This window comes from Micromonospora sp. ATLC20, assembly GCF_057196585.1.
Genome location: NZ_JBXUOV010000001.1, coordinates 13,890 through 39,445, shown reverse-complemented (window position 1 = coordinate 39,445; position 25,556 = coordinate 13,890). Strand labels below are relative to the sequence as shown.

General features: G+C 72.7%; 21 protein-coding genes. 12 read left to right on the top strand and 9 right to left on the bottom strand.

Translation table 11 applies throughout. The features are described 5' to 3' along the window. Nucleotides 1-179 precede the first annotated feature (179 nt). Genes AC2CHG_RS00195 through AC2CHG_RS00180 form a run of 4 tightly spaced genes read left to right on the top strand, consistent with a single transcriptional unit; the run spans nucleotide 180 to nucleotide 5,608 of the window. Nucleotides 180-1,547 (top strand): ABC transporter substrate-binding protein, encoded by a 1,368-nt coding sequence (locus AC2CHG_RS00195; protein WP_463841025.1) that lies wholly within the window; start codon nucleotides 180-182, stop codon nucleotides 1,545-1,547. Nucleotides 1,548-1,569: 22 nt separating this feature from the next. Further along, nucleotides 1,570-2,526 (top strand): carbohydrate ABC transporter permease, encoded by a 957-nt coding sequence (locus AC2CHG_RS00190; RefSeq protein WP_262012021.1) that lies wholly within the window; start codon nucleotides 1,570-1,572, stop codon nucleotides 2,524-2,526. Beyond that, entirely contained in the window at nucleotides 2,523-3,404 is an 882-nt protein-coding gene (locus AC2CHG_RS00185) for a carbohydrate ABC transporter permease (RefSeq protein ID WP_262012020.1), read from the top strand. Before AC2CHG_RS00190 ends, AC2CHG_RS00185 begins: the two co-directional genes overlap by 4 nt. Continuing rightward, the gene (locus tag AC2CHG_RS00180) at nucleotides 3,401-5,608 is read left to right on the top strand and encodes an alpha-galactosidase (protein ID WP_484523906.1); all 2,208 of its coding nucleotides are present in this window, start codon (nucleotides 3,401-3,403) and stop codon (nucleotides 5,606-5,608) included. Before AC2CHG_RS00185 ends, AC2CHG_RS00180 begins: the two co-directional genes overlap by 4 nt. 7 nt (nucleotides 5,609-5,615) lie before the next feature. Here AC2CHG_RS00180 and AC2CHG_RS00175 read toward each other — a convergent pair whose 3' ends face one another. Together AC2CHG_RS00175 and AC2CHG_RS00170 are read right to left on the bottom strand one after the other, a co-directional pair. After that, nucleotides 5,616-6,182 carry a hypothetical protein gene (locus AC2CHG_RS00175; RefSeq protein WP_484523905.1) on the bottom strand — a complete coding sequence of 189 codons (567 nt, stop codon included), beginning with the start codon at nucleotides 6,180-6,182 and terminating at the stop codon, nucleotides 5,616-5,618. Between the two features lie 148 nt (nucleotides 6,183-6,330). After that, complete coding sequence (locus AC2CHG_RS00170) at nucleotides 6,331-7,719, bottom strand: cellulase family glycosylhydrolase (protein ID WP_281600621.1); 1,389 nt, start codon at nucleotides 7,717-7,719, stop codon at nucleotides 6,331-6,333. A 306-nt stretch (nucleotides 7,720-8,025) separates the two neighbouring features. Between AC2CHG_RS00170 and AC2CHG_RS00165 the strand changes: the two genes are divergently transcribed. Further along, nucleotides 8,026-8,988, top strand: coding sequence for a TIGR03557 family F420-dependent LLM class oxidoreductase (locus tag AC2CHG_RS00165; RefSeq protein WP_121683197.1), 963 nt, complete (start codon nucleotides 8,026-8,028; stop codon nucleotides 8,986-8,988). Between the two features lie 180 nt (nucleotides 8,989-9,168). Continuing rightward, nucleotides 9,169-9,825 carry a GAP family protein gene (locus AC2CHG_RS00160; protein ID WP_194802583.1) on the top strand — a complete coding sequence of 219 codons (657 nt, stop codon included), beginning with the start codon at nucleotides 9,169-9,171 and terminating at the stop codon, nucleotides 9,823-9,825. Here the strand turns inward: AC2CHG_RS00160 and AC2CHG_RS00155 are convergent. From AC2CHG_RS00155 to AC2CHG_RS00130, 6 genes are all read right to left on the bottom strand, one after another. Further along, nucleotides 9,812-10,609: an endonuclease/exonuclease/phosphatase family protein gene (locus tag AC2CHG_RS00155; RefSeq protein ID WP_269696399.1), complete on the bottom strand. Its 798-nt coding sequence runs from the start codon at nucleotides 10,607-10,609 to the stop codon at nucleotides 9,812-9,814. The two genes, AC2CHG_RS00160 and AC2CHG_RS00155, sit on opposite strands and share 14 nt — an antisense overlap. A 4-nt stretch (nucleotides 10,610-10,613) precedes the next feature. Beyond that, nucleotides 10,614-12,104, bottom strand: a complete 1,491-nt coding sequence (locus AC2CHG_RS00150; protein WP_484523904.1) for a phosphatase PAP2 family protein — start codon at nucleotides 12,102-12,104, stop codon at nucleotides 10,614-10,616. Between the two features lie 100 nt (nucleotides 12,105-12,204). Further along, nucleotides 12,205-13,206 (bottom strand): YihY/virulence factor BrkB family protein, encoded by a 1,002-nt coding sequence (locus AC2CHG_RS00145; protein ID WP_194802580.1) that lies wholly within the window; start codon nucleotides 13,204-13,206, stop codon nucleotides 12,205-12,207. Next, nucleotides 13,199-14,206, bottom strand: a complete 1,008-nt coding sequence (locus AC2CHG_RS00140; RefSeq protein ID WP_269696397.1) for a diacylglycerol/lipid kinase family protein — start codon at nucleotides 14,204-14,206, stop codon at nucleotides 13,199-13,201. Before AC2CHG_RS00140 ends, AC2CHG_RS00145 begins: the two co-directional genes overlap by 8 nt. A gap of 91 nt (nucleotides 14,207-14,297) precedes the next feature. Then, nucleotides 14,298-14,873: a Clp protease N-terminal domain-containing protein gene (locus AC2CHG_RS00135; RefSeq protein ID WP_194802578.1), complete on the bottom strand. Its 576-nt coding sequence runs from the start codon at nucleotides 14,871-14,873 to the stop codon at nucleotides 14,298-14,300. Continuing rightward, entirely contained in the window at nucleotides 14,873-15,109 is a 237-nt protein-coding gene (locus AC2CHG_RS00130) for an HTH domain-containing protein (protein WP_030275209.1), read from the bottom strand. Before AC2CHG_RS00130 ends, AC2CHG_RS00135 begins: the two co-directional genes overlap by 1 nt. Before the next feature lie 97 nt (nucleotides 15,110-15,206). Between AC2CHG_RS00130 and AC2CHG_RS00125 the strand changes: the two genes are divergently transcribed. The 4 genes from AC2CHG_RS00125 (at nucleotide 15,207) to AC2CHG_RS00110 (ending at nucleotide 20,314) form a co-directional block, all read left to right on the top strand. After that, the gene (locus tag AC2CHG_RS00125; protein WP_194802577.1) at nucleotides 15,207-16,007 is read left to right on the top strand and encodes a PP2C family protein-serine/threonine phosphatase; all 801 of its coding nucleotides are present in this window, start codon (nucleotides 15,207-15,209) and stop codon (nucleotides 16,005-16,007) included. Between the two features lie 83 nt (nucleotides 16,008-16,090). Next, complete coding sequence (locus AC2CHG_RS00120; RefSeq protein WP_194802576.1) at nucleotides 16,091-16,921, top strand: universal stress protein; 831 nt, start codon at nucleotides 16,091-16,093, stop codon at nucleotides 16,919-16,921. A gap of 127 nt (nucleotides 16,922-17,048) precedes the next feature. Beyond that, nucleotides 17,049-19,451 carry a phosphoketolase family protein gene (locus AC2CHG_RS00115; RefSeq protein WP_484523903.1) on the top strand — a complete coding sequence of 801 codons (2,403 nt, stop codon included), beginning with the start codon at nucleotides 17,049-17,051 and terminating at the stop codon, nucleotides 19,449-19,451. Then, a complete protein-coding gene (locus tag AC2CHG_RS00110; protein ID WP_194802574.1) occupies nucleotides 19,448-20,314 on the top strand; it encodes a universal stress protein in 867 nt (288 codons plus the stop codon). The genes AC2CHG_RS00115 and AC2CHG_RS00110 overlap by 4 nt, the downstream gene beginning before the upstream one ends. Before the next feature lies 1 nt (nucleotide 20,315). On the opposite strand, the gene AC2CHG_RS00105 is transcribed toward AC2CHG_RS00110, so the two are convergent. After that, nucleotides 20,316-22,664, bottom strand: a complete 2,349-nt coding sequence (locus AC2CHG_RS00105; protein WP_194802573.1) for a heavy metal translocating P-type ATPase — start codon at nucleotides 22,662-22,664, stop codon at nucleotides 20,316-20,318. A gap of 119 nt (nucleotides 22,665-22,783) precedes the next feature. On the opposite strand from AC2CHG_RS00105, the gene AC2CHG_RS00100 reads away from it, so the two are divergent. Continuing rightward, nucleotides 22,784-23,794 carry an Acg family FMN-binding oxidoreductase gene (locus AC2CHG_RS00100; RefSeq protein ID WP_484523902.1) on the top strand — a complete coding sequence of 337 codons (1,011 nt, stop codon included), beginning with the start codon at nucleotides 22,784-22,786 and terminating at the stop codon, nucleotides 23,792-23,794. A gap of 93 nt (nucleotides 23,795-23,887) precedes the next feature. Further along, nucleotides 23,888-25,555, top strand: coding sequence for a sensor histidine kinase (locus AC2CHG_RS00095; RefSeq protein WP_484523953.1), 1,668 nt, complete (start codon nucleotides 23,888-23,890; stop codon nucleotides 25,553-25,555). The last annotated feature ends 1 nt before the right edge of the window (nucleotide 25,556 follow it).

Below are 25,556 nucleotides of genomic sequence, written 5' to 3'. Positions count from 1 at the left end.
ACGTTTACCGGCTCTTTGCCCTGCCCTACCGCTGACGGCGTCGTCTTTTTGCCCTCTTGACAGCGCCGCGCCAAGGGGTAGCTTCAAGCGCCACCGGCTGTTTGTGTTCGGACGTGTGGATTCTCGGTGGATCTGCCACGGCCGACACGAACACCGCTCACCGCCAACGATCACGGTCCATGAGCGCAGCGCACCTCTTCCACGCAGGAGGCACCATGTCCCGTCCCCGCTCGCAAGCCGAATACCTCGCCCGGCTCGTACCCCCGTCCGTCGCCGGCCTGAACCGGCGCTCGCTGCTCGCCGGCGCGGCCGGCGCGGGGGCGCTGCTCGGCACCGGGCTGCTCGCCGGCTGCGGCGACTCCGACTCCGGGTCCGGCGGCGACGCCAAGAGCGTCTCGCTCGGCTCGAACCAGTCGGACCCGAAGCCCAAGGACGTCGTCGCCAAGGTGATGGACGGCTTCAAGACGTCCTCCGGCGTGACCGTCGACATCAACACGGTCGACCACAACACGTTCCAGGAGAACATCAACAACTACCTGCAGGGCAAGCCGGACGACGTGTTCACCTGGTTCGCCGGCTACCGGATGCGCTTCTTCGCCGCCAAGGGCCTGGCCGGTGACCTCAGCGACGTGTGGGGCAAGCTCGACGGCTACTCCGACGCGTTCAAGAAGGCGTCCACAGGCGACGACGGCAAGCAGTACTTCGTACCGGCGTCGTACTACCCGTGGGCCGTCTTCTACCGCAAGTCGGTGTGGCAGCAGCGCGGCTACGAGGTGCCGAAGACGCTGGACGACCTCAACACGCTCGGCGCGCAGATGAAGAAGGACGGCCTGAACCCGATCGCGTTCGCGGACAAGGACGGCTGGCCCGCGATGGGCACGTTCGACATCCTCAACCTGCGGATCAACGGCTACCAGTTCCACATCGACCTGATGGCCGGCAAGGAGGCGTGGACCTCCGACAAGGTGAAGAAGGTCTTCGACACCTGGGCCGGGCTGCTCCCCCTGCACCAGCCGGACTCGCTCGGCCGCACCTGGCAGGAGGCCGCGCAGTCGCTGCAGCAGAAGAAGAGCGGCATGTACCTGCTCGGCCTGTTCGTCGGCCAGCAGTTCAGCGGCGCCGACCTGGAGGACCTGGACTTCTTCACGTTCCCCGAGATCGACTCGACCATCGGCGCGAAGGCGCTGGACGCCCCGATCGACGGCTACATGATGGCCCGCAAGCCGAAGTCCAAGGACGCGGCGCAGAAGCTGCTGACGTACCTCGGCTCGAAGGAGGCGGCGGACATCACGGTCAAGAACGACCCGAGCACGCTCGTGGCCAACAGCGGCGCGGACACCGGCGCCTACACCGCGCTGCAGAAGAAGGCGGCCGAGCTGGTCGGCTCCGCCACCGAGATCGCCCAGTTCCTCGACCGCGACACCCGGCCGGACTTCGCCTCCACCGTGATGATCCCGGCGTTGCAGCAGTTCATCAAGGACCCGAAGGACATCAGCGGGCTGCTCACCAGCATCGAGAACCAGAAGAAGTCGATCTTCACCAGCTGACGGCGGAAGGGGGAAGGACATCATGTCCGACCTGCCCCTGATCCAAGCGGATCGCGCCGTGCCGCCGCCGGCCGCGACCACCACCAACGGTGGTCGCGGCCGCCGGCTACGGCTCCTGTCCCGCACCGACCGCGTGGTGATCACGCTGATGGTGCTGGTACCCCTGTTGCTCGTCACCGGGCTGGTCTGGCTGCCCGCGGTGGCGACGGTGCTGCTCTCCGGCACGAACTGGGACGGCATCGGCCCGATCAGCGAGATCGAGTGGGTCGGGGCCAAGAACTACGACGACGTGGTGAACATCTACCCGCCGTTCGTCCCCGCCGTGCAGAACAACCTGCTCTGGCTGGCCGCGCTGTTCGTGGTGGCCACCCCGTTCGGCATGTTCCTCGCCGTGCTGCTCGACAAGGAGATTCGCGGCAGTCGCTTCTACCAGACCGCGCTCTACCTGCCTGTGGTGCTGTCGCTGGCGCTCATCGGCTTCGTCTGGCAGCTCATCTACAGCCGCGACCAGGGGCTGCTCAACGGCGTGTTCGGCGGCGAGACCGACTGGTACGGCGACCCGAACGTCAACATCTGGGCCGTGCTTGTGGCGGCCGGCTGGCGGCACGTCGGCTACATCATGTTGCTCTACCTGGCCGGCCTGAAGGGCGTCGACCCGTCGTTGCGGGAGGCCGCCGCGGTCGACGGCTCCTCGGAGACCAGCACGTTCTTCCGGGTCGTCTTCCCGGTGATGCGCCCGATCAACATCATCGTGCTGGTGGTGACGGTGATCGAGTCGCTGCGCGCGTTCGACCTGGTCTGGGTCATCAACAAGGGCCGCAACGGGCTGGAACTGATCTCCGCGCTGGTCACCCAGAACGTGGTGGGCGAGGCGAGCCGGATCGGCTTCGGCTCCGCGCTGGCGACCATCATGCTGGCCGTCTCGCTGGTCTTCATCACCATCTACCTCTGGACCGTGATGCGGGAGGACAAGCGATGACCGCCGTCTCCGCCGGCCGCCGCCGCCCGGTGCGGCCCGCCCGGGTCGTCCTGCACCTGTTCCTGGGTACGGTCGCCGTGGGCTGGCTGTTCCCCATCCTCTGGGCGGTGCTCACCTCGTTCCGCTCCTACGAGTACACCGCCGCCAACGGCTACGTGTCGCTCGGCGGCTGGACGGTCGACAACTACGTCACCGCCTGGCGTACCGCCGAGTTCGGCAAGCACTTCCTCAACTCCGCGTACATCACCGTCCCGGCGGTGCTGCTCACGCTGTTCCTCGCCTCCTGCGTGGCGTTCGTGATCGCCCGGTTCAGCTGGAAGCTCAACATCGCGCTGCTCGGCCTGTTCACCGCGGCGAACCTGTTGCCGCAGCAGGCGCTGCTCATCCCGCTGTTCCGGATGTTCACCGAGATCCCGCTGCCGACCTGGATGAGCGACTCGGAGCTGCTGTACGACAGCTACTGGGGGCTGATCCTGGTCAACGTCGCGTTCCAGTGCGGCTTCTGCGTGTTCGTGCTCAGCAACTACATGAAGGCGCTGCCGCACGAGCTGTACGAGGCCGCGATGGTCGACGGGGCGAACGTGTGGCGGCAGTACTGGCAGGTCACGCTGCCGCTGTGCCGCCCGGCGCTCGCCGCCCTCGCCACGCTCGAGGTCACCTGGATCTACAACGAGTTCTTCTGGGCCACAGTGCTCATGCGTACCGGCGACAAGTTCCCGGTCACCAGCTCGCTGAACAACCTGCGCGGCGAGTTCTTCACCGACAACAACCTGGTCTCGGCCGGCTCGGTGCTGGTCGCGATCCCCACCCTGGTGATCTTCTTCCTGCTCCAGAAGCAGTTCGTCCGGGGTCTGACGCTGGGAGCCTCCAAGGGATGACGATCGTCCACCTGCGCCGCGCGCGGACCAGCCTGGTGCTCGACGCCCGCGGCCCGGGGCTGCCCCGGGTCGTGCACTGGGGCACCGATCTCGGCCCGCTGCCCGACGAGGACCTGCCCGCAGTCGTCGACGCCACGGTGCCGCCGGTGGTGCCGAGCAGCTTCGACGCGCCGACTGTGCTGTCGCTGCTGCCCGAGGCGAGCGCCGGGTGGAGCGGGCGGCCCGGTCTCGCCGGTCATCGCGACGGCCGGGACTGGTCGACCGCGTTCCGCCTCACCGGCCTGGACGTGCACGACGATCCCGCGGCACCGCCTGACCTGTTAGGAGGGGACCCTTTACCTGCACCAGGCGTTAACAAGGGGCCCTTCCTTTCCTCCGGGCGGGTGGTGGTGCGGGCAGCGGACCCGGGCGCGGGGCTGAGCCTGACCGTCGAGATCACGCTGGACGCGGCGGGCGTGCTGACGCTGCGGCACCGGCTGCGCAACGACGGCGACGGCCGGTACGAGGTCCGGGAGCTGACGCCGGTGCTGCCGGTGCCGGCGGTCGCCACCGAACTGCTCGACCTGACCGGCCGGTGGTGCCGGGAACGCGCGCCGCAGCGGCACCCGTGGCCGATGGGCACCTGGGTACGCGAGGGACGGCACGGCCGCACCGGCCACGACGCCACGCTGCTGCTGGTCGCGGGCACCGCCGGGTTCGGCTTCCGGCACGGCGAGGTGTGGGCGGTGCACACCGCGTGGAGCGGCGACCACGTCACCGCCGCCGAACGCCGCCCCACAGGTGAGTCCACGCTCGGCGGCGGTGAGCTGCTCGCACCCGGCGAGGTCGTGCTGGGGCCGGGCGAGGAGTACGCCACTCCCCTGCTCTACGCGGCCCACTCGGCCGACGGGCTGGACGGGCTCAGCGACGCGCTGCATACGCACCTGCGAGCACGCACGTCGCACCCGCGCACGCCCCGGCCGGTGACGCTGAACGTGTGGGAGGCGGTCTACTTCGACCACGACCTGGACCGGCTGCGGACACTGGCCGACCGGGCCGCCGAGGTCGGGGTGGAACGCTTCGTGCTCGACGACGGCTGGTTCCGCGGCCGGCGGCACGACCAGGCCGGGCTCGGCGACTGGTGGGTCGACGGCGAGGTCTGGCCGGACGGGTTGCAGCCGCTGATCGACCACGTTCGCGGGCACGGCATGCAGTTCGGGCTGTGGGTCGAACCGGAGATGGTCAACCCCGACTCCGACCTGTTCCGCGCCCACCCGGACTGGGTGCTCCAGGCGCCGGGCCGGCTGCCGCCACCGTGGCGGCACCAGCAGGTGCTCGACCTGGCCCACCCGGACGCGTACGCGTACCTGCTCGAACGACTCGACGCGGTGCTGAGCGGGCACGACGGGCTCGCGTACCTGAAGTGGGACCACAACCGCGACCTCACCGAGGCCGGGCACGCCGGACGACCGGGGGTGCACGCGCAGACCCTCGCGGTCTACCGGCTGCTGGACGAGCTGCGTGCCCGGCACCCGGACGTCGAGATCGAGAGCTGCTCCTCCGGCGGCGCCCGGGTCGACCTGGAGATCCTGCGCCGCACCGACCGGGTCTGGGCCAGCGACTGCAACGACGCGCTGGAACGGCTGTCCATCCAGCGCTGGACCGGCCTGCTGCTGCCGCCGGAACTGATCGGCACGCACATCGGCCCGGAACGCTCGCACACCACGCACCGCGTACACGACCTGAGCTTCCGGGCGGTCACCGCGCTGTTCGGCCACCACGGCATCGAGTGGGACATCAGCGCGATCGACGCCGGCGAGCGGGCCGAACTCGCCGCCTGGGTGGCGCTGCACAAGCGGCTGCGCCCGCTGCTGCACACCGGCCGGGTGGTCCGGGTCGACCACCAGGACCCGGCCGTGCAGGCCCACGGCGTGGTCGCCCACGACAGCTCCCATGCGGTGTACGCGGTCAGCCGGCTCGCCACCTCCGCGGCGCAGGTGCCGGGCGCGGTACGGCTGCCGGGGCTGGACCCGCAGCGGCGCTACCGGGTCCGCCCGCCCGCCGGGGTGCCGGAGCCCGCGGCGCTGGAGATGTCCCCGCCCGGCTGGCTGGCCTGGCCGGGCGACGGCATCACGGTGACCGGTTCGGTGCTGGGGTCGGTCGGCCTGCAACTGCCGGCTCTGCACCCCGAGCAGGCGTTGCTGCTGGAGGTGGTCGCGGCCTGATCCGCCCTCAGGCGACGGCGCGACGGACGGTGTCCCGCAGGGCCAGGGCCACTGCGGCGAACAGGGCCGCGCCGCACCCCACACCGGAGATCAGGCCGACGGTGCCGGCGCCCGCGCCGAGCGCGTGGGCGAGGAACCCGGCCAGGCCGAGCGCTGTCATCACGGCGCCCAGCCAGTGGTAAAGCGGCATCCGCCAGACGTGGGCGAGGCCGAAGAAGTGCACGCCGACGACCACCGCGACCCAGGCGACACCGACGGCGGGTCGGTCCAGCACGTTGTTGATCACGAATAGGCCGCCGAAGAGCGCGACCGCCTCCAGCGCCACCACCAGCCAGTAGCGGCGGTCCATGAACCCGGCGGCCTCCCGCTGCGGCGCGGGCGTCTCCCGGCCGGCCACCCGGAACAGCGTGACCAGGAGCAGCGCGGCCACCAGCAGGCCGGCGACGCGCAGCACCAGCGGCCAGGGCGCGTCCAGACCGCCGCTGTTGACCAGCACGAACACGGTGCCGAACGAGATGGCCACGAGCGAGCCGATCACCAGCCCCGACGGTCGTCCCCTGGTTCCCGTGCTCATGACGTCGCCTCCGGTCCCTCGCGCTCGCGCCTCGACCCGCGATCAAGGGCGTGGCGTCTGTACCCGCGTCCGGACGCGGCGCAAACTCCTTGATCACTATGTCGGAGAGCGGTGGCCGGGCCCGCACGGGACCCGGCCACCCGGTGGATCAGCTCGCGGTGCAGGTAGTCGCGGGGGTGGAGTTGGTGCCGGTCCAGCTGCCGATGAAGCCGAACGTGGTGCTCGCGCCGGCGCCGAGGCGGCCGTTGTAGTCGACGTTGCGGGCGGTGTACGCCGACCCGCTGTTGCTGACGCTCGCGTTCCACGCCTGGGTGACGGACTGGCCGTTGGCGAACGTCCAGCGCACCGTCCAGCCGGTGATCGCGGCGGCTCCGGCGGTCACCTTGACCTCGCCCTGGAAGCCGCCCTGCCACGAGTTCGCGACGGTGTAGGTGGCGGTGCAGCCACCGGCCGGCGGGGGCGTGGTGGGCGGCGGCGGGGTCGGGCTGACGGTCGGGCTGGTCGTCGGGCTCACGGTGGGGCTGACCGTCGGGCTGGCGGTCGGGGTGGTGCTCGCGTACACCGACGCCTCGCGGGAGGTGGCGGCGATGCCGTTGGCTCCGTTGAAGATCCGCTGACCCCAGCTGGTGAGCTGGGCCGGGTTGAACGCGGTGGTCATGTCGAGGTACTCCACGCCGCCGCCGTTGCCGCTCCACGACCAGCCGAGGTAGCCGATGCCGTTGGCCTGCGCGTACGCCATGATGGCGTCCTCGTCGGGGTTGCCGTCGGAGTGGTTGAAGCCGAACTCGCCGACCACGATGGGCAGCCCGGCGGTGCGGAACCGGCCGAGGTAGTCGCTGATCTCGGCGGCGGTGTCGAACACGCCGTACATGTGGATGGAGAAGACGGTGTTGCGCTGGGGGTCGGCGGCGAACACGGTGCCGGCGTTGTCGCGCATGGTGAACGACCAGTCCTGGCCCCAGTTCGGCGCGTCCACCATGATCGTGTGGGTCAGGCCGGCGGCGCGCAGCCGCTTGATCGCGTTCGAGGTGTCGGTGGTCCAGGCGCTGTAGCCCTGGTTGCCGAACGGCTCGTTGCCGATGTTGACGATGACGTACTTCTCCTGGCCCTTGAGCACGTCGGCGATGCTCAGCCAGTAGTCGGTGGCCTTCGCCAGCGTGGTGGCGGCGCCGTCCTCGCCGTACCCGGTGGTGTCGTGCACCTCCAGCACGCAGATCATCCGGTTGGCCTTGCACAGTGAGATCACGTTCGCCACGTCGGCGGCGCTGTTCTTCGTCCAGCGGTCGCCGCTGGACAGCACCACCCGGACGGTGTTCGCGCCGAGCGCCTTGATGTTGGCGAAGGAGCTGGTCTGCTGCGGGTACCAGGTGTGCGCGTGGTTGACGCCGCGCATCACGAACTCGACGCCACCGGCGTCGTAGAGCCGCCCGTTGGAGACGGTGAACCCGGTGGCGGCTTGGGCCGGCTGCCCGAGGGCGAAGACGGCGGCGAGGGCCGTCAGCAGGGCGGCGCCCGCGACGGAGAGCAGTTTCTTCATGGCTGTCCTCAGGGGAAGGTCTCCCCCGCGCCCGAGCGGGGGTGCGGTGACGGTGAGAGGGTGGTGGCGACTGAGCCCGGTAGCCGCCGCCCGGTTCCCGAACGGACGCAGGCATCAGCGTAGGGCGATGGAAGACTTTAGGCAACCGGTTAAGCGGAACGCGCCGGTGGGCGACGGGGTTTGACCGGCCACACGTGCTGAACCGGTTAAGACAATCGACCGGACGCGGGCGGCGAAGCGGACAGCAGGGTTGACCCGCGCGGGGCGGGGTATCCGGGGACGATCCGCCCGGGAAGGAGACGTGTCATGGTCAACGTCGGTTACACCCTCATGTGCGAGCAGGCCGGCCCGAAGGAACTGGTCGACCACGCCGTACGCGCCGAGGCCGCCGGCTTCGACCATCTGGTCATGTCCGACCACTACTACCCCTGGCTGGAGTCCCAGGGCCACTCCCCGTACGCCTGGTCGGTGCTCGGCGCGGTCGCCCACGCCACCAGCCGGGCCGAGCTGATGTCGTTCGTGACCTGCCCGATCCGGCGGTACCATCCGGCGGTCGTGGCGCAGAAGGCCAGCACCATCGGGGTGCTCTCGGACGGGCGGTTCACGCTCGGTCTCGGCGCCGGGGAGAACCTCAACGAGCACGTGGTGGGCGGATGGCCGCACGTGCAGCAGCGGCACGAGATGTTCGAGGAGGCGCTGCAGATCATCCGGCCGCTGCTCAACGGCGAGACGCTGACGTTCTCCGGCAACCACTTCGACGTGCCGGACGCGTACGTCTGGGACCGCCCGGAACGGCCGGTGCCGATGGCGGTGGCCGCGTCCGGGCGGCAGTCGGCCACGCTGGCCGCCGAGTACGCCGACGCCATGATCGCCACCGACCCGCTGTCCCACCTGATCGACATGTACGAGGAGGCGGGCGGCGCGGGCCGGCCCCGCTACGGTCAGGTGGCCATCTGCTACGGCCCGGACGAGGACGAGTGCCGCAAGATCGTGCACGACCAGTTCCGCTGGTTCGGCCTGGGCTGGAAGGTCAACGCCGACCTGCCCGGCCCGGAGTCGTTCGAGGCGGCCACCCAGTTCGTCCGCGAGGAGGACGTGGCCGAGGGCATCTCCTGCGGCCCGGACACGGACCGGCACGTCGAGGCGTTCAAGAAGTTCGTCGACGCGGGCTTCACCCACGTCGCGCTGGTCCAGGTGGGCGGTGACACCCAGCCGATGTTCCTCGACTGGGCCCAGGAGGAGCTGCTGCCCCGGCTGCGCGAGCTGTGACCGCTGAGGAGTTGACGCCATGCGTATCGGGAACACCGAGATCCGTCCCGCCGGAGGCGGGCTCGGCTGCCTGCTGATGATCCTCTTCTCGATCGTCGCCTCGGTGGTGCTCACCGTGCTGCTCAACCTGGTCCTGTAGAACCCGGCCCGGCGCGCGCGACGGCGGCACCAGAATGGGGCATGCCCCTGCTGACCACGCTGCCGCTGGCGCTGGAGATGGTCGCCGGGTCGAAGCTCGTCAGCGCCGTCGTCCTCGCCGGCGGCCACCATCCGCGGCGCAGCTCGGCGGCCTTCCTGGGCGGCGTGGCGATCGGCGTCCTCGGGCCGCTGACGCTCTGGTACGCGGCGTTCCGGGTGGTACGGCACACCGCCGTGCACGGCATCGGGGTGGGCGGCAGCCGCCGGCTCATCGACTGGATCGTGCTGGGCCTGCTGGCCGTCCTCATGGTCGTCACGTTCCGCAGGCGGCGGCGCGACCGGCCGCCCGGGTGGCTGCGCCGGTTGCAGGACCCGCGGCCCACCTACGCCTTCGGTCTGGGGCTGGTGCTCGCCGTCGCGGTGCCGAGCGACGAGCTGGTCATGGCGTCGGTCGCGGGCAGCATGGCCGGGCACGGCCGCCCGTGGTGGCATCTGCTGCCGTTCACGGCGCTCACCGTGCTGCTGCTGGCGCTTCCGCTGCTGGCGCTGCTGCTGTTCGGCGAGCGCGCGGACCGGCTTCTGCCCGTGTTCCGCTCCTGGACCGACAGGCACTCCTGGCTGGTCAGCGAGGCGGTCATTCTGATCTTCGTGGCCTTCGTGGTGGCCGACCTGGCGTCCGGGTCGTTCAGCCGGCCGTGACGTCCACGTCGGCCAGCACCGGATAGTGGTCCGACGCCGTGTCCGCGTCACCGTCGCGGACCACCCGCACCGCGCGTACCCGGTCGGCCAGCGCCGGGGTGGCGAGCAGGTAGTCCAGCCGCATCCCGGCGAACTCGACGCCGCCGTGCCGGGTCGGCACGGTCAGGCCGCCGGATTCGTCGCCACCGGACCGCGGCCAAAGGTCCACCAGGCCGGCGTCGAGCAGCCGGGCCACCGCGCGGGTGTCCACCGTACGGCCGTCACGGCGCAGGTGCCGCCGCCGGTACGCCGTCGCCAGCCCGGCCAGCCGGGCGGTGTGGTCCACGGCGGGCTCCAGCGTGTTCATGTCCCCGGCGAGCAGGGCCAGGTCTCCCCCGGTACGCCGCAGCGCGGCGGCCAGCCAGTCCGCCTCCATCCGCCGCCGCCCACCCGAGTAGGGGTAGAGGTGCGTGCTCAGCACGGTCAGCGGTCCCGCGCCGGTGGCGACCTGCACCCGGGCGGCGGCGTGGTGGAACGGGCGGCGGACCCGGCCGGCACGCAGCACCCGCAGCGGCGGGCGGACCAGCACCGCCACCGGCTGACCGAAGCAGGACCGGGCCGGGTACGCCGCCATCCCGAGCCGGTCGGCCAGGCCGTCCAGGGTGGCGTCCATGCCGCGCAGCTCCTGCAGGGCCAGCACGTCGGGACGCTGCGCGGTGACGACCGAGACGATCCGGTCCCGGCGGTCGGCGCCGCCACCGTCCCGCCCGCCGGTCCGGATGTTCCAGGTCATCACCCGCAGCATCGGCTCAGTCCGGCCGCGCGGCCTTGGCCAGCTCGTCGTCCAGCTCGTCGACCTGTTCGGACTCGATCGCCGGCCGGTTGCCCTCGTGGACGTCGGCGTTGGGCTTGATCACCCAGTACAGCAGCGACAGCCAGAGCGCGCCGAGCAGGATCGCGCCCATGAAGTCGGTCGGGTGGTGCATGCCCCGGTACATCCGGGAGGTCGCCACGCCGACCGGCATCAGCACGGCCATGCCCACGAACAGCCACCGCCACCACCTGTCGGTACGCGGGAACACGATGACCGCAATGGCCACCCAGAGGCAGATGGTCGCCGCGATGTGGCCGGACGGGAAGGACGAGGTGGGCATCTGCCCGTCCAGGTTCTCCACCGGCGGCCGGGGCCGGTCCACCACGCGGGCGCTGGCCAGGAACAGGCTCAGCTCGCCGAACATCGCCAGCACCACGTACAGCACCGGCCGCCAGCGCCGCCACACGGCCAGCACGATCGGGCAGAACACCAGCGACACCAGCAGGATCGCGTGGGTGTCGCCGAACTTGCTCCACCACCAGCTCAGCTCCGTGAGCGCGTCGGTGTGCCGCTCGGCGAACCAGCGCGGCACCTCGGTGTCGAGCGTGTCGAAGAACGTGCCCTTGGCGTGGTAGCTGACGAACATGCCGAACGCGTAGAGCACACCGAAGACGAGCACCCAGCCGACCAGCAGCTCGGCCACCGCCGAGCGCGGGTGCTCCAGCACCTTCTCCTCGTCCGGCGCGAGCGCAAGGTCCTCGCCCGCCTCCGGCTCCAGTCCCTCGCGCAGCGGCGGCACCGGCCGGCCGCGCTCGCGCCGCCACAGCCGGAAGGCGTACGCGGTGACGCCGAGCCAGGCCGCGCCGAGCAGCCAGCCGCCGATCACGTCGGACACGAAGTGCACGCCCAGCGCGATCCGGGTCAGCCCGACCAGGAAGATCAGCACGCCGGCGACGGCGATGGCCGGCTTGCGCCAGCGCGGCGACATGGCCGGCAGGAACACCAGCAGCAGCGCCCCGTACGCGACGAACGAGCCGAGCGCGTGGCCACTGGGGAAGCTGTTCCCCGGCGCGCTGGCGATCGGCACGTCCACCACCGGGCGCAGCCGCCCGACCAGCGCCTTGAGCGACGGGTCGAGGATCAGCCCGCCGGCGCCGGTGACGATCAGGTAGACCGCCAGCCGGGACTGGCGGCGGATCAGCAGGCCCACCACCGCGATGGTGACCAGCCAGATCAGCACCGGCCGTCCGCCCAGGTCGGTGATCGCCTGGAGCACTGTGACCAGCGGGCCGTGCGGCGCCACCAGGTTGTTGAACCACTCGGCCACCGCGTGGTCGGCGTCGCCCAGCGGGCTCCACCGGAACCGGACCAGCATGAGCAGCACGCCGAACCCGACTCCCGCGCCGGCCACGGCGAGCAGGCCCGCGAGGCTCCGTTCGGCGAAATGGCCCAGCGGCCGGCGCCCGGCTTCCTTGACCGCGGTCACACCGCACCTCCCTCGTTCTTCTGCGAGGCGCGCTGTACCCGATCGGCGTGTCCCGTACACGCCGCACCGGCGCGGCGTCTCACGCCGTACCGGCGCGGCGTCAGAGCGAGGTCATCTCACCGGTGTCGAAAAGTTCCTCGCGTTGCGCCTCCGGCTCCCACAGGTCCGGCTTGGCGGGCTCCTCCACGCCGATGCGCATCGCTTCGAGCTGCGCGGCGAACGCCAGCCCGCCGAACAGCGCGATCCCGGTGAGGTTGGCCCAGAGCAACAGGGCCATCATGCCGGTCAGCGCGCCGTAGGTCTGGCCGAATCCGCCGCTGTACTTCACGTAGGCGGCGAGCAGCAGGCTGGCCAGCCACCAGATCGCGATGGCGATGGACGCGCCGAAGAAGAGCCAGGACAGGCCGGGCTGGCGACGCCGGGGCGCGTGCCGGAACAGCACCGCGACGGCGAGCACGGTGAGGCCGAGGCTCAGCGGCCAGCGGATCACGTCCCACCCGGCCATGGCGAGGTCGCCCCACTCGTAGTGCCGCCGTACCGACTCGCCCATTGCCCGGCCGCCGACCAGGATCAGGAAGCCCGCAAGCGCGGGCACGCCGGCGACCACCGCGAGGATCGCGGCGCGCAGGTACTTCGCCAGCGCCGGGCGGTCCCGCTCGACGCCGTAGATCCGGTTGGCGCCTCGCTCGATCTGCGCCATCGTGGTGGTCAGCGCGACCAGCCCGGTGAGCAGACCGAGGGTCAGCGCCAGCTCGCCGGCGTCCTCGGTGCGCTCGCTGTCGGTCAGCAGGTCCTGCACCATGGCTTCGCTCTGGCCGGGCGTGATGGCCAGCACCGTGTCGGCGACGACCTTGCCGCCCTCGTCCACGCCGAGGTCGGTGATCAGGCCGGTGAGCGCGATCAGGAACGGCACCACGGCCAGGCAGAGCTGCAACGCCAGCGCCCGCGAGTGGCTGAACCCGTCGCCGTAGCGGAACCGGATGAACGCGTCCCGCAGCAGGCACCAGCCGCCGTGCCGGCGCAGTGTGTGCCAGGCGTCGTCGGCGGACAGCTCGTTCTCGGTCATCAACCGGGTCTCGGGGACCAGCTTGGTGCTACTCACGGCGGGCCTCCTCGACCAGGTGCTCTCCGCGCTCACCGGCCGCGTCGGCGTCCACCGCCAGGTCGGGGTGCTCCTCCGGGCGCGGTACGCAGAGCCAGAGCGACTCGGGCCGGATGGTGGCCTTGAGCGAGCGGCCCGGCTCGATCAGGTCGCCGTCGAGTTGCCGGGGCTGCGCCCGGGTGCTGGTGATCTCGACCGAGCGGGCCCGGAACACCTCCATCCCCGGCACCCTGTCGCGGCGGCGCAGCACCGCCCAGCCCATCGCGAGCCAGTGGCGCAGCGTACGCGGCGTCAGCACCGCCACGTCGAGCCAGCCGTCGTCCGGTTCGGCCTCGGTGAGCAGGCGTACCCCGCCCTGCAGGCGCCCGACGTTGGCGACCAGGACCGAGCGGGCCCGGCGGCGCAGCGGCGGCTTGCCGTCGATGCGCACCGAGACCCGCATCGGCCGGTCGCGCAGGTGGCGGGCGGCGCCCACCACGTACGCGGGCCAGCCGATCCGCTTCTTCGTGGTCTCGGAGGTGGAGTCGAGCATCTGGGCGTCGAAGCCCATCCCGGCCATCACCGCGAAGCACTTGTCGCCGACCACGCCGACGTCGAGGCGGCGCATCCCGCGCTCGACGGCGACCTCCAGCCCGGCGGCCAGGTCGTTCGAGAGGCCGAGGTTGGCGGCCAGCAGGTTGCCGGTGCCCTGGGGCAGCACGGCCAGCGCCACGTCGGTGCCGGCCAGCGCGGTCACGCAGGCCATCACCGTGCCGTCGCCGCCGCAGGCGAAGACTACCTCCGCGCCCGCCTTCACGGCCTGTTCCGCCTGCCCGCGGCCCGGGTCCTCGACCGTCGTCTCGTACCAGGTCGGGGCCGGCCACCCGGCGGCGGCGAGCGCGCCGTCCACGGTGCGGCGGAACTCGTCCAGGTCGGCCACCTTCACCGGGTTGACCACCACTGCCGAGCGCGGGGTGCGGTTCTCCGCGTTCACCGGGCGCTTGTCGTCTGCACCGTCCACGGCGTCAGTGTGCAGGACACGGGGCGTGACGGCGACCCGGCGCAGCGGGACGTTGCGAGGACCGCAAACAGGTTTGAAATCCGGGTGCGGGTCAGGCCGCCTCGCGCAGCGCCGCGTCGACGCGCCGCCGCAGGTCGTCGATGTCCACCCCGGCCTCGGTGAGCACCACGGCGGCCGGGCCGTTCCCCTCGCGCAGCAGGCCGAGCAGGATGTGTTCGGTGCCGATGTGCCGGTGACGCAGCCGCAGCGCCTCGCGCAGCGACAGCTCAAGCACCTTCTTGGCGCGGGGCGAGAACGTGCCGTGGTGCGGCCCGCGACGCCACCACCGGCGCGGACGCGGGGTCGCCTCGCGCAGCGCGTCGGGGCCGAAGGACTCCTCGATCCGGGCCACTATCGCGGCGAGGTCGATGCCGATCTCGCGCAGCGCCGCGGCGTCCGCCGCGCCGAGCCCGTCCACGCCCTGCGCGGTGTGGCGGGCCACCGCGGCACGCAGCGCGTCGGCCTCGACGCCGCCGGCCGCGAGCAGCCGTACCGCCAGGTTGTCGCGGTCGGCGAGCACGCCCAGCAGCAGGTGCTCGGTGCCGACCGGCCGCCGTCCCTCGGTGCGGGCCTCGTCGAGCGCGTGGTGCACCACGCTGCGGGCCCGGTCGGTGAATCGTTCGAACATCACGCCTCCCAGCTCTCGCGCACCGCCGGTCGTCCGGCGTGCTTCTTGTGGACCGCCTGCCGGCTGACCTCGAGGGCGTCGGCGATCTCCTGCCACGACCAGCCCTGCCGGCGGGCGTTGTCGACCTGGATCACCTCGAGCCGCTCCAGCAGCCGGCGCAGGGCGAGTACGGCACGCAGGCCGACCTTGGGGTCGGTGCTGCCGGCCGCCGCCGCGAGTTCCGTCGCCTGACTCATGCTGTCAATATAGGTTGACAGCACCCAACTGTCAACCTTGGTTGACAGGCGACCCGGCCTGCCGCTGCCCGGCCCGTCCCGGTGTTACGGTCCGCTGGTGTTCCGCCGCCGTCCGCTGGACCGGCCGGTCGAGTCCGCGCGCCGGCTCACCGCCGGCCGCCTCACCCTGGAGATCGCCGGGGGCAGCGTGGTCGGGCACCGCTACCCGGAGAACTACGACGTGCTGCACGTCGACCCCGAGCTGCCGTTCGCGGTGGTCTGCGACGGGATGGGCGACGGCGAAGGCAGCCGCGTGGCGGGCACGACGGCGGCCCGGACGTTCACCGCGCGGGTCCGCGCCGACTGGCCCGCCGTCGGCGCCGCCGCGCTGCGCGCCGCCGTGGCCGATACCCAACGGCGGGTACGCCAGGCCGGCGCGGCGCACCCGGGCCTGACCGGGTGCACGCTCACCGCGCTCGTGGTCGAGCCGGACGGCGAGCAGGGCTGGCTGGTGCAGCTCGGCGACTCGCGGGCGTACCGGCTGCGCGACGGGCTGCTCGAACTGGTCACCGTCGACCACACGATGGCCTGGCTCGGCCTGCTGCACGGCTGGTGGCCGGCCGACTCGCCGGAGGCGGCCCGGGCGCGCTACCAGCTGCTGCGCTACGTCGGCCACCCGGACCGCCCCGAACCGGACCTGCTCGCCGTGCCACTGCGCCGTGGCGACACCTGGCTGCTGTGCACCGACGGCATCAGCGACCAGCTCGGCTACCACCGGCTGCGCGACCTGCTCGCCGCGCGGCGCGACCCGGCGCGCACCGTCGAGGCCCTGCTCGCCGCCAGCCTGGACGAGGGCGGTGAGGACAACGCCACAGCCGTCGTACTGCGCGTCCACCCGGCGCTGCCCGCCCCGCGCTGACCGCCAGTTCCGCCGACCCGCTCCGGCGCACCCGGTCCCGCGACTACGGTGAGTGAAAAGCACGGGTCGGGAGGTGAGCCGGGGTGGCCGCACCCAGCCACGGCGCGGTGGTGGTCGGCGTCAGCCGGTCCGAGGCCGACCTGACGGTGGTCCGCACGGCCGCCGCCGAGGCCGCCGCCCACGACCGGCCGCTGCACCTGCTGCACGCGTTCAACTGGGCCGCCACGCCCGGCCCGGCCCCGGCCGGTGGCACCCGCACGGACGCGGAGAACGTGCTGGAGCACGCCGGGCAGGTCGTTGCCGAGTGCGCGCCGCGGGTGCCGGTCAGCGGCCGGATCGTCGAGGGCTCGCCGGTCGAGGCGCTGCTGCGGGTCGCCGACACCGCGTTCCTGATCGCGCTCGGTGACGGCGGCATGTCCGCCCACCCGGACCGCGTACCGGCCGACACGCCTGCGGTGGACGTGGCCGCCCGGGCCGGTTGCCCGGTGCTGGTCGGGCGCACCCAGCCGGCCCCACCAGGGCCGCTGCTCGTCGGCTTCGACGGATCACCCAGCTCGCAGGCCGCCCTCGGGTACGCCTTCGACTGCGCGCAGCACCGTGGTGCCCGCCTGCTCGCCGTCCGGGTGATCGAGCCGGAGTCCGGCGACCGCGTCGACGGGCGGCTGGAGGAGGCGGTCACCCGGACGGCCCGGCGGTACCCCCGGGTCGCCGCCGACTGCGAGACCGTCCACGGTGACCCGAAGTCCGTCCTGCTCGACCGGTCCCGCGCCGCGCAGCTCGCGGTGGTCGCCGCCTGGGGAGACGGGCCGGTAGGGTCCACTCTGGGCGCGGTCAGCCAGTCCCTGCTCTACCACTCGCCGGCTCCGCTGATCGTGGTGCGGGGAGTCGCCGCAGGTGCGGAGGACGGGTCATGACGCCCGCGCGAGGCGGGACCTACGGCCCTGACCGGCGACCCCCGATGGGGACGACGCTGGACGCGCCGGGGAGAAGACGTGGTCCCCGAGTGGCAGCCGACCCCGAGCCACGAGAGGCTAAGGCAGCATGGACACCGCGGTGAACCTGCACAGCGCCCTGACCGAAGCCGAGTTGCGCCGGCTGGACGCCTACTGGCGCGCGGCGAACTACCTGACCGTCGGCCAGATCTACCTGCTCGACAATCCGCTGCTGCGCGAACCGCTCAGGCCCGAGCACGTCAAGCCTCGCCTGCTGGGCCACTGGGGTACCAGCCCCGGGCTCAACCTGCTCTACACGCACCTCAACCGGGTCATCGTGAACCGGGACCTGTCCGCCATCTTCGTCACCGGCCCCGGCCACGGCGGCCCGGCACTGGTGGCGAACACCTGGCTGGAGGGCACCTACAGCGAGCTGTACCACCACATCCCCCGGGACGAGACCGGCATGCAGCGGCTGTTCCGGCAGTTCTCCTTCCCCGGGGGCATCCCGAGCCACGTGGCGCCGGAGGTGCCGGGTTCGATCCACGAGGGCGGCGAGCTGGGGTACGCGCTGAGCCACGCGTACGGCGCCGCGTTCGACAACCCGGACCTGCTCGTGGCCTGCGTGATCGGTGACGGCGAGGCGGAGACCGGCCCGCTGGCCGGGAGCTGGCTGTCGAACGTGTTCCTCAACCCGGCCCGCGACGGCGCGGTGCTGCCGATCCTGCACCTCAACGGCTACAAGATCGCCAACCCGACGGTGCTGGACCGGATCCCCGCCGAGGACCTGCGGGACATGATGCGCGGCTTCGGCTACGAGCCGTACGTGGTCGAGGGCGACGACCCGGCGACGGTGCACCAGTTGCTGGCCGGCACGCTCGACCGCGCGCTCGACGAGATCGCCGCGATCCAGCGCCGGGCCCGCTCCGGCGAGCACGTCGAGCGTCCCCGCTGGCCGATGATCATCCTGCGCACGCCGAAGGGCTGGACCGGTCCCAACCGGGTCGACGGCAAGCAGGTCGAGGGCACGTTCCGCGCCCACCAGGTGCCGATCTCCGAGGTCCGGGACAACCCGGAGCACCTGGCCGAGCTGGAGCGCTGGCTGCGCAGCTACCGGCCGGAGGAGCTGTTCGACGCCACCGGCGGCCCGGTCGCCGAGGTGGCCGGCCTGCCGCCCACAGGTGACCACCGGATGAGCGCCAACCCGGTCGCCAACGGCGGCCGGCTGCTGCGCAACCTGGAACTGCCGGACTTCCGCGACTACGCGGTCGACGTACCGACGCCGGGTGAGCCGATGGCCGGCGCGACCGGTGTGCTCGGCCCCTGGGTCCGCGACGTGATCGCCCGCAACCCGGAGACGTTCCGCCTGTTCGGCCCGGACGAGGTGGCCTCGAACCGGCTCGGCGCGGCGTTCGAGGTGACCGACCGCGCGTTCGTGGGTGCCGAGGTGCCCGGCGACGACCACCTCTCCCCCGACGGCCGGGTGATGGAGGTGCTCTCCGAGCACCTGTGCCAGGGCTGGCTGGAGGGCTACCTGCTGACCGGCCGGCACGGCATCTTCACCAGCTACGAGGCGTTCATCCACATCGTCGACTCGATGGTCAACCAGCACGCCAAGTGGCTGAAGGTGACCCGGAACATCCCGTGGCGGGAGCCGGTGGCGTCGCTGAACTACCTGCTGTCCAGCCACGTGTGGCGCCAGGACCACAACGGCTTCTCGCACCAGGACCCGGGCTTCATCGACCACGTGATGAACAAGAAGGCCGAGGTGGTCCGGGTCTACCTGCCGCCGGACGGCAACACCCTGCTGTCCACGATGGACCACTGCCTGCGCAGCCGGCAGTACATCAACGTGGTGGTGGCCGGCAAGCAGCCCGCGCCGAACTGGCTGACCATGGACGAGGCGATCCAGCACTGCCGCCGCGGCCTGGGCATCTGGGACTGGGCCAGCAGCGACGACGGCACCGAGCCGGACGTGGTGCTCGCCTGCGCCGGCGACGTGCCGACGCTGGAGACGCTCGCCGCCGTCGACCTGCTGCGCCGGCACCTGCCGGACCTGAGGGTGCGGGTCGTCAACGTGGTCGACCTGATGCGCCTGCAACCGCCGTCGGAGCATCCGCACGGCCTGCCGGACAACGAGTTCGACACCATCTTCACCCGCGACAAGCCGGTCATCTTCGCCTACCACGGCTACCCGTGGCTGATCCACCGGCTCACCTACCGCCGGACCAACCACGAGAACCTCCACGTGCGCGGCTACAAGGAGGAGGGCACCACCACGACGCCGTTCGACATGGTGATGCTCAACGACCTGGACCGCTTCCACCTGGTCATCGACGTGATCGACCGGGTGCCGGGGCTGCGGTCGCGCGCCGCGCACCTGCGCCAGGACATGGTGGACGCCCGCCAGTCCTGCCGCGACTACACCCGGCGCTACGGCGAGGACGACCCCCGGGTCGCCGAGTGGCGCTGGATCCGCGAGAACGACCCGGCCCTGAGGAGTGGCGAATGAGCGGCGAGGAGATCCTGGTCGGCTACGACGGGTCCGCCGACGCGTCGGTGGCCCTGAACTGGGCGCTGGACGAGGCGGGCCGGTCGGGGCGGCCGGTACGCCTGGCGTACGTCTTCGAGTGGCTGACCGTGACCGGCTGGATCGGCCCCGGCGTGGCACCCGGCGTGTGGCCGGACGAGGCGGCCCGGCAGCAGGTCGACGAACTGGTCCGCAAGGCGGCGGCGGACGCCGCCGCCGACCGGCCCGGCCTGACCGTGCACGGCGAGGTGTTCGACGGGCCGCCCGCGCTGGTGCTCCAGGAGCGGTCCGCCGACGCCGGGATGCTGGTGCTCGGCAGCCGGGGCCACGGCGGCTTCGGCGGGCTGCTGGCCGGCTCCACGGCGGTCTCGGTCGCCGCGCACGCCCACTGCCCGGTGGTGGTGGTCCGCGACGGCCAGGCCGCCACGTCCGGGCCGGTGGTGGTCGGATCGGACGGCTCGGAGTCGGCGCTGCGGGCGCTCGGCTTCGCCGTCGAGCGGGCCGCGCAGCGGGACGTGCCGCTACGGGTGCTGCGGGCCTGGGAGCCGCCTGGTGACAGGTGGGTGCCGCCGGACTTCGACCCGGAGCAGGTCGCCGCGAGCGAGCGGGCCGCCGCCGAGGCGGAACTGGCGCCGTGGCGGGAGAGCTTCCCCGACGTGCCGGTCGAGATCGAGGCGGTACCCGGCAGCGCGTCCGCGCTGCTGGTGGAGGCGAGCCGGTCCGCGCAACTCGTGGTGGTCGGCAGCCGGGGCCGGGGCGGCTTGCGCGGCATGCTGCTCGGCTCGGTCAGCCAGCAGCTCATCCAGCACTCGCACTGCCCGGTCGCCGTGGTACGCGAGCGCTGACTCAGCGGCCGGACGCGGTCGAGCCGTCCTCCGGGTTGAGCGAGAAGTAGTCCTCCTCCTCCTGAGCCAGGTGCAGGCGCAGCACCGCGTCCAGGCCGTAGAGCGCAGCCAGCAGATCGGGCACCTCGTCACGGCGCAGCCGGCCGTCCGGCTGCGCCGTGAGGTGCCCGCCGATCCGCTCCACCAGCCGCACGATCTCCACGTGCGCCCGGCTCATCGTTGAGGTCGCCTCGTCGCTGCCGAGCGGCCCGGCCAGCGCCGGGTAGAGCTGCCGGTCCTCGGCCGCCTCGTGCGGCAGCACCTCGTCGACCAGGCGCCGGTGCACCTCGCGCAGCGCCGGCAGGCACGCCGGGTCGTCCGGGCGGGTCGCCACCATGTCGGCGGTGTCCCGCAGCCCTGCGAGCACGTCGCGGACGCCGCCGTGCTCGCCCGCGTACCGGTCGAGCAGTTCGCGGGTGTGCGCCGGCAGGTCCCGCCGCCGCAGGCCGCCGCCGAGCGCGCGCAACGCGTTGAGGATCACCAGGACGTCGATGCCCTCCTGGAGGAACGCGCCGGCCACCGGGGGCAGCCGGCCCGCCGCGGCCACCAGCATCGCCAGCACCGCCAGTCCCATGCCGACGGTCGCGCTCTGCACCGCGATGCGGCGGGCGTACCGGGCGATCTCGACGGCGTCGGCGAGCCGGTCCAGCCGGTCCACGGTGAGCACCGCGTCGGCCACGTCCGCCGAGGCGGTCGCCCCGGTCGCGCCCATCGCCACACCGACGTGCGCCTCGGCCAGCGCGGGCGCGTCGTTCACGCCGTCGCCGACCATCACGGTCACCGCGTGCGCCGACTCCTCGCGTACCCGATCGGCCTTCTCCTGCGGCGAACACCGCGCGATCACGTCGTCCACGCCCACGATCTGCGCCACCTGCCGGGCCGTGCCCGGGCGGTCGCCGGTCACCATGACCAGGCGCTCCAGGCCCGCCTCGCGCAGCCGCCGCACAGTCCGGCGGGCGTCCGGGCGGACCGGGTCCTCCAGCAGGATCGCGCCGAGCGGCCCCTGGTCGTCGCTGACCCAGACCGCGGAACGCCCGGCCCGTTCGGCGCGTTCACCGAGCCGGTCCGCCCACTCGGGCGGTTCCCCGGCGAGCTGCCCGACGTGCACCATCCGTCCGTCGACGCGGCCGCTCACCCCGTGCCCCGGTTCCTCGGTGACCTGCGTCGGCTCGGCCAGCGCCAGCCCGCGCTCGCGGGCCTGCCGGACCAGCGCGGCGGCCAGCACGTGCGGGGAGAGCTGCTCGACCGAGGCGGCCAGCCGCAGCAGCTCGTCCCGGTCGCCGCCCGGCGCCACCACCACTTCGGCCGCCCGGGGCCGCCCGGCGGTGAGGGTCCCGGTCTTGTCCAGCAGCAGGGTACGGGCGCGGCCGAGCTGTTCCAGCGACCCGCCGTCGCGGACCAGTACGCCGCGCCGGGCCACCCGGGACAGCCCGGAGACCACGGCGATCGGGGTCGCCAGCAGCAGCGGGCACGGGGTGGCTACCACGAGCACCGCGACCGCCCGGGTGAACTCGCCGGACAGCAGCCACGCCAGCCCGGCCAGCACCAGCGTGAACGGCACGAACGCGGCGGCGTACCGGTCGGCCAGCCGTACCATCGGGGCCTTGCGGGCGGTGGCCTCGCCGGCCAGGCGGACGATGCCGGCGTAGGTGCTCTCCGCCGCGTTGCGGCTGGCCCGCAGCCCGAAGCCGGCGCCCGCGTTGACGACGCCGCTGGCGACCTGCTCCCCTGCCGCGCGGGTGACCAGCTGCGACTCGCCTGTGACCACCGACTCGTCGAGCGTCGCCGCCTCCTCGACCACGCCGTCCACAGGCACCACGTCGCCCGGCCCGACCACGAGGCGGTCCCCCGCCTCGACGCGGTCCAGCGGCACCACCTCGATCCCGCCGTCCGGGGTACGCCGCCGAGCCTGCCGGGGCGCGCGTTCCAGCAGCGCCCGCAGGTCACGGGTGGCGCGGCGCTGGGCGTACTCCTCCAGCGCCCGCCCGGTCGCGACCATCACCGCGATCACGGCGCCGGCCAGGAACTCCCGCACCAGCAGCGCGCCGAGCAGCGCCAGCACCGCGATGACGTCCACCCCGAACTGCCGCAGCCAGAGCTGGCGCAGCGTCGTCCAGGCCGCCGGCACCAGAGCGACCACCGTGACAGCCGCCCAGACCAGCCGGGCGGCGTCGTGCGCGCCGGCCAACCACAGCGCCGCACCGGCCAGCACGGCCACGGTGAGCAGCACCAGCGGCGCCCACTCGGCCCGGGCCCACCGCCGGGCGCGGGCCGGCTGCTCGGGTACGCACTCGCGTGGCTCGGTTCCCACGTGTGGATCGTCTCAGCCCCGACGTGGGACGGGCAGGGCGATGCGGGTAATCCGGGGGATGGAACGGCGTCCCCACCCGCCCGTGGGGCACGATGGGGAAAACAGGAAAGGTCGTGACGATGAGCCACGAGACGCCGGCCGGCGATCGCCCGTTGACCACCGCGCTCGCGGAGGCCGCCGGAATGGCCGGCCACGCCCCCTCGGTGCACAACACGCAGCCGTGGCACTGGACGGTCCTGCCCGACGCGCTGGAGCTGCGGGTGGTCCGCGAACGGCACCTCAGCGCCTTGGACCCGGAAGGGCACCTGCTGGTGGTGAGCTGCGGCGCCGCGCTGCACCACGCCCGGGTGGCGCTGGCCGCCGAGGGCTGGACCCCGGTGGTGGAACGGCTGCCCGACCCGGCCGAACCCGACCTGCTGGCCCGGATCACCAGCCTGAAGCACACCGGCGCCGACCCCGACGCCATGCGCGTCGTGCAGTGCATGCAGGTGCGGCACACCGACCGGCGGCCGGTCAGCGACGAGCCGATCCCCACCGCCGCGCTCGACGACATCGAGCGGGCGGCCACGCTGGAAGGCGTGAACCTGCAACTGCTCGACGACACCCAGAAGATCCAGCTCGCCGCCGCCGCGCAGCAGGCCGCCGCCGTCGAGGCGGACAGCCCGGAGCTGCGCGAGGAACTGGCGTACTGGACCAGCCGGGCCGGCACCGGCACCGGGCTGCCGCCGGAGGTGCTGCCCGAGCAGGCCCCGCAGACGACCGTTCCGGCCCGCGACTTCGGCCGCGCCGGCTCGCTGCCGGTCGGGCCCGGCCACGACAAGGCCGCCGTGTACGGGATCCTGTGGGGCTCAGACGACGAGCTGATGAGCTGGCTGCGCGCCGGCGAAGGGCTCTCCGCCGCCTGGCTCACCGCCACCCGGCACGGGGTGTCGCTGGTGCCGCTGTCCGGCGTGGTGGAGGTCGAGGGCACCCGCGAGGTGCTGCGGCAGATGCTCTCCGGCCTGGGGTTCCCGTACATCAGCATGCGGCTCGGCCTGGCCGACCCGACGCACGCCGGGCCGCCGCACACGCCCCGGCTGGACGTCACGCAGACGGTCGACACCTCGGCGGTCCGCGACCGGCTCGCCTGACCGGTCTCGATCAGGGCGGCCACCGGGCGATACCATCGCCCGGTGGCCGCCGCACCCCAGCCCTCGCACGAGCACGTCGCGCCGTCGCTCGGGCTGACCCCGCTGTCCCGTGTCCGTCTGGACGAACTGCTCCAGGAGATGCTCGACCGCGTCGGCGAGGTGGTGACCAGCCGCGAGCGGCTACGGGCCCTGCTGGACGCGGTCGTCGGCATCGGGTCCGACCTCGATCTGCGCAGCACGCTGCAGCGGATCGTGCAGTCGGCGTGCGAGCTGGCCGGCGCCCGCTACGGCGCGCTCGGCGTGATCGGTCCCGACCGCATGCTGCACGACTTCATCGTCCACGGCATCAGTCCCGAGCTGCACGCGAAGATCGGCGAGCTGCCGCACGGCCGCGGCGTGCTCGGTCTGCTCATCGACGAGCCGAAGCCGGTACGCATGCCGGACATCACCAAGCACCCGAAGTCGTACGGCTTCCCGCCGAACCACCCGCCCATGCACAGCTTCCTCGGCGTGCCGGTGCGCATCCGCGACCACGTCTGGGGCAACCTCTACCTGGCCGAGAAGCAGGGCGCGGCCGAGTTCACCGAGGACGACGAGGAGATCGTGGTGGCGCTGGCCGCCGCGGCCGGCGTGGCGATCGAGAACGCCCGCCTCTACGCGCTGGCGCACCGGCGGGAACGCTGGCTCGCCGCCGCCGCGGAGATCACCTCGGTGCTGCTCGGCGAGGTACGCCGTACCGACGCGCTGACGCTCGTGGCCCGCCGTGCCCGCGAGGTCGCCGAGGCCGAACTGGCGCTGGTGCTGCTCTACGACGAGGACGAGGCGCAGTTCACCGTCGAGGTCGTCGACGGCGCCGACCCGGTCACCCGGGAACTGGTCGGCGCGGTGCTGCCGGCCGCCGAGACCAGCTTCGCCGCATCAGTCACGCAGGGCCGCCACGACCAGGTCGAGGACCTCGCCGCCGCGGCGCCCTGGCCCCGGCCGGTGGTCGCCGGGCCCGCAGTCGTCTCCCCGCTCGCCGCCGCGGACACGCTGCACGGTGTCCTGGTGATCGGCTACCGGCCCGACCACGGGCCCGCCGCCGACGACGACCTCGCGCTGCTCGCCAGCTTCGCCGGGCAGGCCGCGCTCGCAATGGAACGCGCCCGCGGGCAGGAGGAGCGGGAACTGCTGGTGGTCCTGGAGGACCGCGAACGCATCGCCCGCGACCTGCACGACGTGGTGATCCAGCGGCTGTTCGCCACCGGCCTGCAACTGCAGAGCGGCGCGATGAACGCCCGCCCCGAGGCCGCCAAGCGGATCAATCAGGCCGTCGACGACCTGGACGCCACCATCCGCGACATCCGCCGCACCATCTTCGAGCTGCGCACCCCGATGAGCGCGGCGCTGCGCACCGAGATCCGCGAGGCGATCGAGGTGGCCGCCGAGTCGCTCGGCTACCGGCCCGAGCTGGAACTGATCGGCCCGATCGACAGCGCCGTCCCGGACGACCTGCGCGGAGAACTCACCGCCGTGCTGCGCGAGGCGCTCTCCAACGCGGTACGCCACGCGCAGGCCGACCGGGTGTCGGTGCGCGTCCGCGTCGACTCCGGCCGGGTCGAGATCACCGTCACCGACGACGGGATCGGCTGCGACCCGGAGGCGGCCCGCAGCGGGCTGGTCAACCTGCGGGAACGGGCCGAGCGGCTCGGCGGCGAGTTCTCGCTGCGCCGGGCCGAGCCGCGCGGCACCGAGGTGCGCTGGAGCGCCCCGCTCGACTGAC

What these genes read in the sequence shown, in the direction of transcription:
- AC2CHG_RS00180 (WP_484523906.1), top strand. Translation starts at nt 3,401, where the DNA reads ATGACGATCGTCCACCTGCGCCGCGCGCGGACCAGCCTGGTGCTCGAC.
- AC2CHG_RS00110 (WP_194802574.1), top strand. Translation starts at nt 19,448, where the DNA reads ATGAGCGGCGAGGAGATCCTGGTCGGCTACGACGGGTCCGCCGACGCG.
- AC2CHG_RS00170 (WP_281600621.1), bottom strand. Translation starts at nt 7,719, where the DNA reads ATGAAGAAACTGCTCTCCGTCGCGGGCGCCGCCCTGCTGACGGCCCTC.
- AC2CHG_RS00100 (WP_484523902.1), top strand. Translation starts at nt 22,784, where the DNA reads ATGAGCCACGAGACGCCGGCCGGCGATCGCCCGTTGACCACCGCGCTC.
- AC2CHG_RS00155 (WP_269696399.1), bottom strand. Translation starts at nt 10,609, where the DNA reads ATGCTGCGGGTGATGACCTGGAACATCCGGACCGGCGGGCGGGACGGT.
- AC2CHG_RS00135 (WP_194802578.1), bottom strand. Translation starts at nt 14,873, where the DNA reads ATGTTCGAACGATTCACCGACCGGGCCCGCAGCGTGGTGCACCACGCG.
- AC2CHG_RS00160 (WP_194802583.1), top strand. Translation starts at nt 9,169, where the DNA reads ATGCCCCTGCTGACCACGCTGCCGCTGGCGCTGGAGATGGTCGCCGGG.
- AC2CHG_RS00190 (WP_262012021.1), top strand. Translation starts at nt 1,570, where the DNA reads ATGTCCGACCTGCCCCTGATCCAAGCGGATCGCGCCGTGCCGCCGCCG.
- AC2CHG_RS00185 (WP_262012020.1), top strand. Translation starts at nt 2,523, where the DNA reads ATGACCGCCGTCTCCGCCGGCCGCCGCCGCCCGGTGCGGCCCGCCCGG.
- AC2CHG_RS00195 (WP_463841025.1), top strand. Translation starts at nt 180, where the DNA reads ATGAGCGCAGCGCACCTCTTCCACGCAGGAGGCACCATGTCCCGTCCC.
- AC2CHG_RS00115 (WP_484523903.1), top strand. Translation starts at nt 17,049, where the DNA reads ATGGACACCGCGGTGAACCTGCACAGCGCCCTGACCGAAGCCGAGTTG.
- AC2CHG_RS00165 (WP_121683197.1), top strand. Translation starts at nt 8,026, where the DNA reads ATGGTCAACGTCGGTTACACCCTCATGTGCGAGCAGGCCGGCCCGAAG.
- AC2CHG_RS00175 (WP_484523905.1), bottom strand. Translation starts at nt 6,182, where the DNA reads ATGAGCACGGGAACCAGGGGACGACCGTCGGGGCTGGTGATCGGCTCG.
- AC2CHG_RS00130 (WP_030275209.1), bottom strand. Translation starts at nt 15,109, where the DNA reads ATGAGTCAGGCGACGGAACTCGCGGCGGCGGCCGGCAGCACCGACCCC.